Origin of the sequence: Fontibacillus panacisegetis, from assembly GCF_900102215.1 — a bacterium.
Taxonomy (GTDB): domain Bacteria; phylum Bacillota; class Bacilli; order Paenibacillales; family Paenibacillaceae; genus Fontibacillus; species Fontibacillus panacisegetis.
Map to the genome: position 1 here is coordinate 48,296 of NZ_FNBG01000010.1, position 14,160 is coordinate 62,455.

Below are 14,160 nucleotides of genomic sequence, written 5' to 3' on the forward strand. Positions count from 1 at the left end.
ATTTACTCTAACCTTTTTCATATCTATTTTCTAACTATTCCTTTATTATTCCTTACCTTAATTACTCCGTCGCAAACCATTTTATATTTAACCAATAAATATAGTTGGAATTATATGTTGAATATAGATATAATAAGTGTTAAATTAATAACATTCAACGAACCATTGAATCGACTAGAGAAACTAGAGATTCAGCGAGTGACGAAACGACCCATGTCACCTTGCTGGATCTTTTTTTATTTTATTCAGGAAGGAAGAGAAACATATGGTATCCACTTTAGAGATTAACCAAGTTAGCAAAACGTTCAACAACGACAACGGAGATGTACACGTACTAGATCATTTAGACCTGTCTGTTCAAGAGGGGGAATTCGTGAGTGTTATTGGCCCCAGTGGTTGCGGAAAAAGCACCTTGCTCAAGCTGATCGCAGGTCTTGATTCAGATTTTCAGGGTCAAATCATGGTTGGATCTCAAGAAGTGCATGGCCCCTCCATCGACAGAGGCTTTATTTTTCAGGAGCATCGGCTATTTCCGTGGTTAACAGTAGAAAAAAATATCGCTGGCAATCTGTCCTTCAAAGATCCTGATGTACGTTCCAGAGTCGATCAATTAATTGCGCTCGTGAATTTAAAAGGATTTGAAAAAGCGTACCCGCGTCAATTATCCGGCGGGATGTCCCAGCGCGTCGCGATTGCCAGAGCACTGCTGCGTAATCCCAAGGTTCTGCTGCTGGATGAACCATTTGGTGCATTGGATGCTTTTACACGTACTCATCTGCAGGAAGCACTACATGACATTTGGGAGACTAACAAAACAACCATGGTCCTCGTTACTCATGACATTGACGAATCGGTCTTTTTATCCTCCAAAGTTGTGGTGATGGATGCGAAACCAGGTCGAATCAAAGCCATTGTTCCGATCGATCTTCCTTATCCACGTGCAAGAACGAGCAAGGCATTCCAGGAATTCAGAACCGTTATTCTGGAGCAGCTGGCCGTCATTAATCCGCCGCCAACTCTATAGCTGCCTCTGCGGCGAGATCACGTACGAATTCAGGAATCGTTAACCGCACTTCCTTCAGCACTCCACTGAAAGCGAACGGTGTGTCATATTGATCCGACACTGCGGTGTGTGCACTTTTCCCGATGGAGAAAACCCCTGGTTCTACTATGGCAGCTGCCTTCAAAATTGCTCCAGTCCCAACATGCCGGTTATTGATCAGCAGTTTTCCCGTTTGTTCCTTCGCATCATAATCGAATCGTACGATTACAGGACCTACAGGCAATTCCTCTGAGGACACTACCAAGTAATGCTGTTCCCCGATATTGTTGGAATGGTAGACGAGCCGATTATTCTGTACATACAGTGCCCAACCGCCAAATTTCCCGCCATGCGCTACAATAGTACCTTCCTGATCAATCGAGTTCCGATAAAAATCTGCTTCGATGCGGTGAGATAATTTAGCATTAAATGTAACATAATGATGAAAGCCTTCCGGCCCCGGATAATATTTCATTGTCTCATCTCCTAAATTGATGATTTCATAGGCAACAAAAAAAGAGATCCAATAAGCAAGGGATAAATTTCCTCCGCTTATTGAATCTCTGGATTTCCAGTCGATTTCACAATCGATATAAAATTGTCGCTCCACGAACTTCTCTTTGAGAAAATATTAACAGCTAATAAGTTAGCGTGTCAATCACTATCTATTGAAACAGGTATGCTCATAATTTCACCAATAAACTGGAATTCACTATACACAATTCTCAAATATTGGTTCAATATATTTTTTAATAAATTCCATTCTATCCTTGACCTTTGGCACAAAAAGAGAAACAATAGAAACTACTATTTTTTTCTTTGTATTGACATAGATCATATTTCCTCCATCTCCCATAGCTGCATATCCATTCCCGTTCTCTACCCACCATAAATATCCATATGACAGATTGAATTTTTCCCATCGGCTATGTTCCTTTGTACCCTCGTCTATCCATCTTGCCGATACAATTTGTTTTCCATTCCACATTCCGCCATCTAAGCACAATTGACCTATCCTTGCCATATCCACAGGAGAGAGAGTAAGACCCCATCCTCCTGTATTTACTCCAGCCGCGTCAGCAACCCAGCCACTGATACTTTTAGATTTATTAAATGCGCGTTGTTCCTTTGCACTATGAAAAATCACATTACTCTCAACAGTAATTCCGAGTGGCGAGAATAAATTTTCTGTTGCGAAATCAAACACAGATTGTCCAGTTGCTTTTACAAGAATGCCCGACAAAATATCTGGACCTACGAGGGGAGTGTATCTGAATTTCCCTATCTGCCCCTTACCTCCCAATAAATCAAACGTAAATTTTACCCAGTCATCACTCATGAAATACTTTATGTAAGTGTAAGGTGCAAACTTATATTTATACGGAGCTGTCATTGTCAGCAAATCCTTAAGTGTAACATTCTGTATTGTTTTTTCTCTTCTTTTAACTATGTAATCCGGGAAAAAATCCAATACCTTCTGGTTGATACTTTTGATGTATCCTTTGTCCATGGCGATCCCAATCAGGATGGAAATCATACTTTTTGTTACTGAATAAACATGGATTCGGCTAGCAGCAGTGCATTCATTAAAGTAATTTTCATATCGTGTTTTACCGTCTTTTAGTACAACCATACCTGCAATATTGCTATAATCTTTGTTTATTTTCTTTTCCAGCTCTGTCACTATTTCTTGATTCATTAAATTACCTCCTTCATCTAAAGGTTAAATTGATTAGAAATATTTTACAATACCTAAATATTTGACACTTCATTGTACCTTTATTTGATTATCTTCTTTTCACTAAAAAAAGATGCCCTAAGGCATCTCAATCTCAATTCTTCGACTCGCATATCAAACATTATTGACCTAAATTGAATTGCCAGCCAATACCGTATTTATCCTTCAAGGAACCGTAGTATTCAGTCCAGAAGGTCTCTTGAAGCTCCATCTCAACAACCCCGTCTTGCTTTAGCTTATCCCAATACTTTGTGAGCTCCTCTTTACTGTCACTGACAACTGCCAAACTAATATTATTCCCTTCTACAAAAGGCATCCCGGGAAAAGTATCAGAGAACATAACCGTGCTGCCACTGATAACAAGCCTGGTGTGCATGATCAAGTCTTTGGCTTCTTCTGGCAGAGGAAACTCTGGATTCTGAGGGGATTCACCAAAAGTCATAAATTTCGGTCTTTCCGTCTCGAATACGTCAGCGTAATATTCTACAGCTTCTCGACAGTTACCACTAAAATTGAGATAGACTTCAACTGCCACACACTCCACTCCTTCAATTAATTGATGTGATTTTCATCTCAACAATATTATAACCTACCTCTTCATGGCAATTCACCATACTTCTTCTTTTCCATGGATAAAAACAGGACTAATGGTGATACTACTGTCAGCTAACTATTACATACATTAATTATTACCTATTGGAGAATGTTATGAACCAACTGATTAGGAAATTGTCGCTATCCATGCTCATCATCATACTGGTATTAATGATAAGCGACATCTTTTCGATACAGCCAGTGCATGGAGAACCTTCTTTGCCCATCGTATCCGAAGAAGGGATCTATTCTATCGAAGTGTATCCATTACGCCACGAATTGATTGTTTATGCACAGGGAAATCGTTTTAAAACATATCGGGTCGCTGTTGGCAATCTCTCCACTCCTACACCTGTTGGAGAATACAAGGTTATTTATAAAGGAAGAGACTGGGGTCCTTCGTTTGGACCACGCTGGCTAGGACTCAATGTCCCTTGGGGCATTTATGGAATACACGGAACCAACAAGCCTCAATCTATAGGACAGCATCAGAGCCATGGATGTATTCGAATGCGAAACCGGGATGTTATGGAATTATTTGATGTTATTCCTGTGGGAACCAAAGTGACTATTCATGGTCATCTTTTAGGCGATCCAGCTCACGATCCCCGTGCACTGGCAGAAGGCGATGTCGGTGGTGATGTGCAGCTGATTCAGTCACGCCTGAAGAGTGCAGGATATTTTCAGGGAACAATCAACGGCAAGTTCCGCTATGATACTACATTAGCTTTAAAGCAATTTCAAAAAGACCACGATTTGCCTGTAAACGGAGTGGTCAGCATTTCAGTATATTATGAACTAGGACTATATGAATAATGGCCGACTCCCCGCAAAAGGGAATCGGCCATTATAATCAGTTATTCCATAAACAATTCTTCAACGACAATATTGCGTTCAACTGACAAATCACGAAATTCTTCACCGACTTGAACGAGTGGCTTGAAATAATCCGAAGGATTGTTCCAAATAATCGTTGCTGTTTCACCAGAGCTCAAGCGTGCCCTTTTCCCAATGAAGTTTGGCAATAGGTTCCGTGTAAGCGCCTGTACTGCTTTCTCATTTAGCTCACCAAATCCTAGCTCATATACTTTGCGAAGCACTGTCAAGAGTCCTGGTTTGGGACTGCCTTCCTTCGGAGCAGTCAATCCTACATAAGTATTCGCTACTGCAACAATTTGCGCATAAGGATGAATATCATCTTTCTTTAATTCGTTAGGATAACCTGAACCATCTTCACGTTCATGGTGCTGGAGAGCAGCCAGAGCGATTTTTTCACTTGTCATAGATTCGCGAATAATGTCATATCCATACGTAGTATGGCGTTTCATTTCCTCACGTTCTTCCTCATTTAGAGATTCCTCGTGATTACGAATGGATTGTCTAACCTGACTTTTCCCAATGTCATGAAGATAACCCGCTTTACTGATCTCTTCACATTCCTTCTTGGAATATCCAAGCCATGACGCTATATAGTATGACAACAATCCTACCTGCAGGGAGTGATTATAAATGTTGACGTCTTCCTGTCCAAACGTAATCAGGAGTGACACAACGTCCTTCTTCTGATCGATCACTTCAAGCATCGGTTGAAGTTTATCCTCAACCATGGATTGACTGAATTTACCAGTTGTCAACGCTTCAAGAAAGACACTTTGAAATCCTTTGACAGCGATCTCAAAGTTCTCCTGCAGCAATTGGCTAAAATCCTGTCGTGTTGAGCCTGCAACCGGAACTAACTCCTCACGTGTCTCTATGTCAACATGGTTAATGCTCTGCCTGATAAGTAAAGCGATTTCTTCCTTATGTATACTGGTCCCTCTTGGGAGCACATGAAGCCCTGCCCTATTAAAAATATCTGATTTGAGGCGGTCTCCTTCTTTAAGATCCATAATATGGGTTCTCACAGAATTGACCTCCTTTCCTAGGTTTTTCATTTTCGCACACTGTAATTATAATATCGAACAAATAAGTCCAATATTAAATAGTTCCAAAGTCTGTATTTGTCGAAGAATAAAACTGACCCATAATGCAAATCTTTAATGTAACACCTAAGATTGGCAAGGAGGTAATAATTTGACGATTTGGAGCAGATTATATCGTGGAATTCACAGTATACACAAGGCCTCAAAATCTTCTGCAAGCAGTTCAAACGAACAACCTCCTGTTGGCTCAAGATCAAACCATGTTTCTTATAATCCTAGCCTTAAAGTACGTCTGGATTGGATCAAAGCTCAGTTTAATGATTGCTTCGATGTCATATATCGACAATTTGTTCTAACCACAGGACATAGCTGCGCAGTAATATATATCAAAGGCATGATCAACCAAGATACGATTCAAGAATTCATTATTAAAAGTCTGCTTAATGAAACTGCTGGCCTCACGCACGACAATGTCTATGAACTTCTGTTTGAGGACAATTCGCTCTCCGTATCGCAAAATCAAATTATTACTGATTTAGATAAAGGCTTAAGTGCAATCCTGGATGCTGGTGCCCTGCTTCTCATTGATGGCGATATCAGAATGCTGACCTTTGCCATTTCAGCTTATCCCACAAGATCAATTAGCGAAGCACCAAATGAATCTGTGATTCGCGGACCTAGAGAAGCGTTTATTGAGGATCTGGATACGAATATTACTTTTTTAAGAAGGCGAATTAAAAACAAGGACTTGAAAATAGAATCCATGATAATAGGTCAAAAGTCGCAAACCAAAATAGTACTCGCATATGTTAACGGAATTTGTAAGCCTGAACTCATACAGGAAGTGAAAAAAAGGTTATCCTATATTGAAGTTGACGGAGTGCTTGGTACTTCTTATTTAGAAGAAGTCATCGAAGATAACCCCTATTCTCCCTTCCCGCAACTCCAATACACTGAACGGCCAGATGTAGCGTGCGCCTCAATGCTTGAAGGGCGAATCACCATCTTTGCTGACGGAACTCCGACAAGTCTTATTGCACCAGTCACTTTGCCTATTCTGATGCAGGCTGCTGAAGATTATTATCAGCGTTATACTGCTGCTACATGGATTCGCTGGATCAGATACTTCTTTTTGTTCGTATCACTGCTGCTGCCGTCACTCTATATTGCGATCACAACGTTTCACCCTGAAATGATTCCTTCCCAGCTTCTGATTACTCTTGCAGCTTCCAGAGAGGTTGTTCCTTTTCCTGCCTTTCTGGAAGCAGTGATGATGGAGCTCGCTTTTGAAGCCCTTCGAGAGGCATCGGTTCGGATACCCAAATCGATAGGACAATCTGTCTCTATTATCGGAGCGCTCATCATTGGAACAGCAGCCGTTCAAGCGGGAATCGTCTCCGCAGCCATGGTTATTATCGTTTCCCTTACTGGGATCGCTTCCTTTATTATTCCACATTATGACCTTGGCCTTACGATCCGACTGCTGCGCTTTCCGATCATGTTTTTTGCCTCTCTCTTCGGATTGTACGGGGTAGCTTGCGGAGTAATTCTAATCTACATCCATCTGATCAATCTAAAATCATTTGGGCTGCCTTATCTATCTCCAATTACACCATTTGTAAAGGATGAAATGAAAGATACGTTCGTACGTGCTCCTTGGTGGAGCATGCTGCGACGTCCGTTGCATCTGACTAGAAACGACACCAGGCAAAAGAACAATTCGCGACGTTGGTCGCAGCAAACAGGTGAGCAGGAATGAACATGCTAAGAAAAAGACTGATCACAATATGTTTAGCGCTTTTCCCCCTTGTAATCATTAGTGGCTGCTGGTCGGCTTTCGAAATCAATGACAGGGCCTTCGCTACAATCATACTCCTCGATTTAACTGATAAAGGGGAAACCGAGCTCTCGCTTGGCTTTCTCCTGCCTAATCGAATGACCCCTGGAACGACCGGAGGAAGCGGCGCTCCTAAAGGAGAACCATTTACGTTTGTTACAAAAGCAGCAGAAAACATTAGCCAGGCATACAGTAAAATAAGTGTAGACATATCAAGACCCATATCCTTTGGTCATACACAAGTTATTGTCATCGGTGAAAAATATGCCCGACAAGGCGTTTTGCCGATTATTCAATTTGCAGAACGTCAAACAGCATTTCATTTAAGCTCAAATATTTTTGTTACCCATGGGAATGTGTCAAAGATTACGAAGACGCCACTAGTATTTGAACCATTTGTTTCGACCATTTTGTCGAAATATATAAGACACCATTATACACTTGATTCAACTGTCAAGGATGTCATCATAGCATCGTATAAAGGAGGAGATATTCTGCTTCCCTTCCTAAACTTTACTGAGAAACCTGAAATTGAAGTAGATAACCCTAAGAAAAATCAATGGATAGGTACAGATGGCGCAGCGATTATAAGTGGCGGCAAAATGTCAAATATTAAACTTAATCCTGATGAATTAAGAGGCTCATTATGGATGAGTGCCCAAATCAAAAGCACGATTATTACAGTGGCTTCACCGAGTGATGGCAAAGAAATAAGCTGTGTCGCGCAAGACGTTTCAACCAATTTTGACCCTGTCGTTAAAAATGGCGAAGTTTCCTTCAAAATTAAGAGCAAAGCAAAAGCATTCATCCTCGATAACAAATCTGATATCGATTTAAGTAAAAGTGACACACTCATTCAAATTAAGAAAAAACTGAATGAAGCAGTTAAGAACAATATTGAGCAAGTTTTGATCAAAACACGAGAGGCCAAGTCCGATGCATTTTTGATGAGTAATTATCTGGATTGGCAATATCCAAAAGCATGGAAAAAAATAAAATCACGCTGGAAGGATTACTACTCTTCGAGTCTTCCTATTGATATATCTGTTGATATTGATTTAGATCGAACTGGAGGGAATTATAGATCCGTTGAAGTGGAAAAAACAGATTAAGCGAGGGGTTGGATATGTTCTGGATCGGAATCACATTCATCCTGATTATAGGGTTTGATTGGTGGAAACAAAATAAAAGTCAAAAAAAAGTGAAGCTTAGAAACAAAATGATCCCCATGATGTTTTCGTTGGTGTTTTTCATATTATCACTCATTCTGTTTGCTTTTAAAGACAAAATGACTATAGCGATGCTGGTTAAAATGCTTAGCATTTCAATAAAAACCTGGTTGTTCGGCAAAAATTGACTGGAGGACTGCTCTATGCTAAAAAGTGTAACTTCGTCACAAATATTTTCACTTTTCAATCTATACATATTCACCACTGTAATTGCTTTTCTTGCAGGAGCTTTAATATCAGGCAGTAATTACTCCACTCCCGTCGCTACGCTCATTGGAAGCTTCCTAGCCTTGCTGATGATGTATCCTTCTTACAGAGTTGGTATGTCCCGACCGGATCAATTTCTATCTGATTATGGCAGAGAAATCGTTGGCTCGACTTTACACACTATTTTTATCATACTCATTGTAATAGCCAATTTTGCACTAGCAGCAGTAAATCTCAGAAATTTATCCGATTTTTTGCTAATGGAATATCTTGTAGGCACACCCTCGTGGTCTGTTATATTGTTGTTCTGTATCTGTGTCGCTTACGCCGTTCGTTCGGGTCTCCCTACCATTTTTCGGGTTGCCCAAGGCATATTCATAATAACCGCTATCGTGTTCTTCGTTATTCCATTCCTCTCAGCAGCAGAAATTGAACAGGATATGTTGATTGCCTTAATTACCCATCTGAACTTTAAACATTTAGGTGTAGGTACATACATCACCACTGCCGTATTTGGTGAATTGGCTTTTATTTATCTTGTATTTCCATATTTACATGCCCCAGGAAAACTATATAAAACCTTTTTTACAACAACGATCTCATCACTCTTTCTAATTTTCACACATCTGATCCCCATTCTTCTTGCATTCGGACCAGATTTAGCGGCAAATTTAACCTACCCGGATATGGAACTGATCCGATTCATAAGGAATGGTTCCTTTTTTGAAACATTAGACCCTATATTGATTATTTTATGGCTTACAAGCCTTTTCGTTAAAATCGCCTTCACCATCTTTATCATCGTTTCCTGCCTGTCTCAGCTTACCAAAACGAAGGACCATAAGCCTTTTACACTGTCCGTCACGGCTTTTGCAGCCGTTTTATCGTTGACCATAGCACGATCTCAGCCCGAATTAAATGAATATATAATGGTTGGAGCCTTGCCTATTTTATTAATAACTGAGTTCATTATCCCCTGGATATACTGGATCGTTGGTGCATTCAGATCTCCTAAAAGGGCAAGCAATAACCAACCAAATAAAACCTAGAATGACACAGGATCAACAATGGAATCCAATGCCTATTCTAGGTTCTATAAACACATTATTGATTCGTTAAAGATTGAATATCGATAAACGGTGTAGCCCCTCCTGTAACAGTAGGCAGCTTGCCGTCCCATTTCTCAAGAGCCTTTTCCTGGACCTCGATTTGCTTCAACTGAACCAGTTCAGGAGTTACTTCCTGCTTTTTCAGCTTCAATGCTTCAGCTTCTGCTTGTGCCTGGGCTACTTTTTGCTTTGCTTCGATCTCAATTCGTTTTAAGTCGTTGCTTGCCTTCAGAGCCTGCTGTTGGGCGACTTGCTTCGCTTCAATTGATTGGTTGAACGCATCGGAAAATTTAAAGTTTACGATGTTAATCTCATTTACGATCAGATCATATTTTGCAAGACGTTGGGTCAGATGCTCACTGATTTCCCCAGCTACCACATCCCGTCTGGCGATTAGATCCTCAGCTTGATATCTGGCGGTGACTTCTTTGACAATTTCCTGCACCGCAGGATTGATAATAATTGAATCAAACGATCCACCGATATTGTTCATAAGGTTGTACGCGGACTCTTTGTTAACCGAGTAGTTCACTGCTACATGAGTAGATACCGGCTGAAGGTCTTTGGACGAAGCTGAAGTATCTGTCTCCGCTTTTGTTACCTGTGTATTTACTTGGATTACATTTTGAATGAACGGTATTTTGAAATGAATTCCCGGTGATAAAACGTTGCTGTTCAGTTTACCAAATGTTTTATACAACCCTACATGGCCATATTCAACTTGTGCATAACTGTTCATACCAACAATAACCACTAAGACGGCAACTACGATTGTCGTTGTTAATCCACGCATTTTTACGCTATTTTTTTTCTTTCCCGGATTTGTTTCTGTCTCCATTTAAATCCCTCCGCATAATCTATTTATGCCGATTTCCACCCGGCTTTAATAGGTATTACGCGGCTTCAACGAAAAAGTAACAACATTCCATAAAGTATTTACTTACGCGACAGCCATGCGCGCTCACGATTCCAGTCAAGGTTTACCGGCATTTCAAAAAAGTCTGTCAGATCCTTACTGTTCAGAACCTCTTGTGTTAGTCCCTGCATAAATACTTCTCCACGACGTATAAGCAGACTGTGAGAGAATATAGGAAGAATTTCTTCCGTATGATGCGTTACGTACAACATATTCGGTGCGTCAGGCAATCCAGCCAGCTCATAGATACTGTCCAAGAGCCCTTCCTTCGAGATAAAATCAAGTCCATTCGTAGCTTCATCCAAAATAAGCAGCTTTGGTGACGCCATTAGCGCTCTTGCGATAAGCAGCTTCTGCTTTTCACCTTGCGAGCAAGTCTGATAAGTGCGATCCTTCAGATGCCCACAGCGTAATTGCTCCATGAAAGCACCTGCCCGATCATAGTCCTCATCCATTGGCTTTTCATACAAACCAATCGAAGCAAATTTGCCGCTGACTACAAGATTTTGGGCCTTCTCATTCCCATGAATTCGCTCTTGAAAAGAAGAACTAACCCAACCTATCGATTTTCGCATTTCTCGCAGGTCTACTTCTCCATATTTATGACCCAATACTCGGATACTTCCCGTCGTAGGCCAAATATATCCGTTTAGTAAATTCAATAGAGTTGTCTTACCTGAACCGTTAAGTCCCAGAATCGCCCAATGCTGTCCTTCCTCAACCTGCCAACGGATATCCTTCAATACCGCTTTTCCTTCTCGATACCAGCTGACATCGTTTATCTCTATACAATTTTTCATCAAGGAAATCCTCCCATATGATTACAGTAACTACAAGCTACTCTCCTGTAATTCATTTGTCAAGAATACGATGATCATGATTAGTCATTCCATTTAATATAAGATAGAATACTTCCATAAGCTTATTATTGAATGGAGAGTGCTACATAGATGATAAAAAACATGACTTGGGATGATGTTCTGCAGTTACAGCAATGCTGCGAGAAAACTGACGGTATATCTCTAAAATTGAATTGGGATATGCTGGAAGAACATGCTATTGATGATGGAACTCACTTGTTTGAGATTCGTGATGGAAAATTGGCAGCTTTTTTGGGGAGATATTTTTTCGGAGGCAAGCTTGAGATATGCGGTATGGTTCATCCGAATTATCGCAGAGCGGGGATTTTCACTAAATTGCTGCTTAACGGACTGGATGATGCTACTTTGGCTACAACTTCAGAAATATTGCTAAACGCACCCGCCAACTCTCTTTCTGCGAAGCCATTCCTGGACACCGTCTCTTGCAAATATGAAATGTCTGAATATCAGATGAAGTATGATTCAGAATCAGACAAATTAACTACAATCAATACAGATGTAAGTCTTCGTCAGGCTACCGAGCATGACACAGAACTTCTCATTCAATTAGACAGCGATGGATTTGAAGAGTCGTACGAGGAGTCAAAGGCTATTTATGATGAAATGAGCCCCACTCAGATTTGCGAAAATGAATTGATCCTCCTTCGCGGTGTGGCGGTTGGGAAAATACGTGTTACAAGAATTCACGGTGAGAGCTGGATCTATGGATTTGTTGTATCCAGGTCATACCGCGGACAGCGAATTGGCAGCTCCGTGCTCAGAAAAGTCATTGACCGTGAAGTCGCAGCAGGATTTGAGCATTTAGGACTTGAGGTGGCATTAACAAACCCGGATGCCATGAAGTTATACACGACAGCCGGGTTTCAAGTTACTTCCTCTCAAGACTACTATAAATACATTGGGCATTCTTCGTAATCCGCTATTGCACACCGAATTGAGCTTGATGAAGCCTGCTATAATGTCCGCCAGCAGTGACTAACTCCTGATGGCGGCCTTCTTCTGAAATACCATCCTCTGTTACGACGACAATCCGATCCGCATTTTTAATCGTTGCAAGTCGATGCGCTATAACCAGAGTCGTACGCCCCGCCGACAGCTCGGAGAGGGATTGCTGGATGGCCAATTCAGTCTCCGTGTCGAGTGCAGATGTCGCCTCATCGAGAATGAGGATAGGTGGATTTTTGAGGAACATTCTGGCAATAGCCAGTCGCTGCTTTTGACCACCAGACAGCTTCACACCACGTTCACCGATAATCGTATCCATACCAGTCGCTTGAGCAAGAATGAACTCTTCAAGCTGAGCCCTTCTAGCCGCCTCCCATACCTCCGTATCAGAAGCACCAAGCTTGCCGTACAAAATATTTTCGCGAATCGTACCTGAGAACAAATATACGTCCTGCTGCACAATACCGATGTTGCGACGAAGTGAAGACAATGTCATGTCACGAATATCAATGCCGTCTATCGTAATTTGACCCCGGTCTACTTCATAAAATCTTGGCAGCAAGCTGCATAAAGTCGTTTTCCCCGCCCCTGAAGGGCCCACAAAAGCAATTGTCTCTCCCGCACGGACGTTCAGATTAATATCCTTAAGAACCTGGGCACTCCCTTCATATCCGAAAGTAACTCTGTCAAATTGAATATCCCCACGTAATACACCAGCATCTTCAGCATGCTCAGTATTCGCCACATCGGGTTCTGTATCTATAATCTCCACGTATCTTTTAAAACCGGCAATGCCTTTCGGATAACTCTCTATAATCGCATTAATCTTCTCAATTGGACGAATAAATACGTTAGACAGCAAAAGAAATCCAATAAATTCTCCATAGGATAATTCTCCACGAATCACGAACCAAGTACCGCAAATCATGACAAACAAGGAGACAAGGCGCATTAGCATGTAATTGATCGACAAACTTCCTGCCATTATTTTATACGCCATCATTTTTGTTGCACGATACCGCCCATTATTCTCGGCGAACAGCTTCTTCTCATGCTCCTCATTAGCAAATGCTTGGACTACACGAATACCCCCAATATTCTCCTCTACACGTGCATTGAAGTCCGCAAGCTCAGAGAAAAGACCACGATATGTAGAAGTCATTTTTCGATTAAAATAAAGTGCTGTCCATACTAGTACGGGTACGATCAGAAACGTAAGTACCGCAAGCTGCCAATTAATCGTAAGCATAAGTATAAAAGATCCAATCAGTGTCATGCCCGCGATGAAAACATCCTCAGGTCCATGATGAGCCACCTCTCCAATGTCATCCAAATCACGCGAAATTCGTGACATGAGATGGCCTGTCTTATTGTTGTCATAGAATCGGAAGGACAGCTTCTGCAGGTGCTCGAACATTTTTTTTCGCATATCGGTCTCGATGTTAACGCCTAGCATATGGCCCCAATACGTTACAATATAATTCAAAACCGTGTTCAATACATAGATTCCAAGCAAAAGTGCACTAGCCCATATGATCATAGACCAATCTTTTCCCGGCAACAGCTTATCCACAAATTGATTTACTGCTATAGGAAAACCAAGCTCAAGCAGCCCGGCGACAACGGCACAGGTAAAATCAAGAATAAACAAATTACGGTAAGGCTTATAATATGAAAAAAACCGACGCAGCATGATATCCCTCTCTTTATGTAAAAATTAAAACGTTGCTGATTAGACTA

13 protein-coding genes are annotated in these 14,160 nt (G+C 41.1%); 6 read left to right on the forward strand and 7 right to left on the reverse strand.

The genetic code is table 11. The features are described from left to right. Positions 1 to 265: 265 nt before the first annotated feature. A complete protein-coding gene (locus BLS49_RS10395) occupies positions 266 to 1,024 on the forward strand; it encodes an ABC transporter ATP-binding protein (RefSeq protein WP_091229425.1) in 759 nt (252 codons plus the stop codon). Here BLS49_RS10395 and BLS49_RS10400 read toward each other — a convergent pair. The 3 genes from BLS49_RS10400 to BLS49_RS10410 all read right to left on the reverse strand — a co-directional run bounded on the left by BLS49_RS10400 (position 1,002) and on the right by BLS49_RS10410 (position 3,315). Further along, positions 1,002 to 1,652, reverse strand: coding sequence for a LamG domain-containing protein (locus tag BLS49_RS10400; RefSeq protein ID WP_091229427.1), 651 nt, complete (start codon positions 1,650 to 1,652; stop codon positions 1,002 to 1,004). The two genes, BLS49_RS10395 and BLS49_RS10400, sit on opposite strands and share 23 nt — an antisense overlap. 102 nt (positions 1,653 to 1,754) lie before the next feature. After that, positions 1,755 to 2,741: a serine hydrolase domain-containing protein gene (locus BLS49_RS10405; protein WP_091229430.1), complete on the reverse strand. Its 987-nt coding sequence runs from the start codon at positions 2,739 to 2,741 to the stop codon at positions 1,755 to 1,757. A gap of 160 nt (positions 2,742 to 2,901) precedes the next feature. Next, entirely contained in the window at positions 2,902 to 3,315 is a 414-nt protein-coding gene (locus tag BLS49_RS10410; protein ID WP_091229432.1) for a VOC family protein, read from the reverse strand. A gap of 230 nt (positions 3,316 to 3,545) precedes the next feature. On the opposite strand from BLS49_RS10410, the gene BLS49_RS10415 reads away from it, so the two are divergent. Next, entirely contained in the window at positions 3,546 to 4,190 is a 645-nt protein-coding gene (locus BLS49_RS10415) for a L,D-transpeptidase family protein (protein WP_091229687.1), read from the forward strand. Between the two features lie 41 nt (positions 4,191 to 4,231). On the opposite strand, the gene BLS49_RS10420 is transcribed toward BLS49_RS10415, so the two are convergent. Next, positions 4,232 to 5,278, reverse strand: a complete 1,047-nt coding sequence (locus BLS49_RS10420) for an HD-GYP domain-containing protein (protein ID WP_091229434.1) — start codon at positions 5,276 to 5,278, stop codon at positions 4,232 to 4,234. Between the two features lie 169 nt (positions 5,279 to 5,447). Between BLS49_RS10420 and BLS49_RS10425 the strand changes: the two genes are divergently transcribed. The 3 genes from BLS49_RS10425 (at position 5,448) to BLS49_RS10440 (ending at position 9,618) form a co-directional block, all read left to right on the forward strand. Beyond that, entirely contained in the window at positions 5,448 to 7,055 is a 1,608-nt protein-coding gene (locus BLS49_RS10425; RefSeq protein ID WP_245742333.1) for a spore germination protein, read from the forward strand. Continuing rightward, positions 7,052 to 8,245, forward strand: coding sequence for a Ger(x)C family spore germination protein (locus BLS49_RS10430; RefSeq protein WP_091229436.1), 1,194 nt, complete (start codon positions 7,052 to 7,054; stop codon positions 8,243 to 8,245). Before BLS49_RS10425 ends, BLS49_RS10430 begins: the two co-directional genes overlap by 4 nt. Before the next feature lie 260 nt (positions 8,246 to 8,505). Continuing rightward, positions 8,506 to 9,618, forward strand: a complete 1,113-nt coding sequence (locus BLS49_RS10440; protein ID WP_091229440.1) for a GerAB/ArcD/ProY family transporter — start codon at positions 8,506 to 8,508, stop codon at positions 9,616 to 9,618. Positions 9,619 to 9,673: 55 nt separating this feature from the next. On the opposite strand, the gene BLS49_RS10445 is transcribed toward BLS49_RS10440, so the two are convergent. Together BLS49_RS10445 and BLS49_RS10450 are read right to left on the reverse strand one after the other, a co-directional pair. Then, positions 9,674 to 10,516 carry a prohibitin family protein gene (locus BLS49_RS10445; RefSeq protein WP_091229443.1) on the reverse strand — a complete coding sequence of 281 codons (843 nt, stop codon included), beginning with the start codon at positions 10,514 to 10,516 and terminating at the stop codon, positions 9,674 to 9,676. A 98-nt stretch (positions 10,517 to 10,614) separates the two neighbouring features. Continuing rightward, a complete protein-coding gene (locus BLS49_RS10450) occupies positions 10,615 to 11,394 on the reverse strand; it encodes an ABC transporter ATP-binding protein (RefSeq protein WP_091229445.1) in 780 nt (259 codons plus the stop codon). 150 nt (positions 11,395 to 11,544) lie between these two features. Here BLS49_RS10450 and BLS49_RS10455 point away from each other — a divergent pair, with 150 nt between their 5' ends. Next, positions 11,545 to 12,390: a GNAT family N-acetyltransferase gene (locus BLS49_RS10455; RefSeq protein WP_091229447.1), complete on the forward strand. Its 846-nt coding sequence runs from the start codon at positions 11,545 to 11,547 to the stop codon at positions 12,388 to 12,390. 4 nt (positions 12,391 to 12,394) lie between these two features. Here the strand turns inward: BLS49_RS10455 and BLS49_RS10460 are convergent, their stop codons facing one another. Continuing rightward, positions 12,395 to 14,113 (reverse strand): ABC transporter ATP-binding protein, encoded by a 1,719-nt coding sequence (locus BLS49_RS10460; protein ID WP_091229452.1) that lies wholly within the window; start codon positions 14,111 to 14,113, stop codon positions 12,395 to 12,397. Positions 14,114 to 14,160 lie beyond the last annotated feature (47 nt).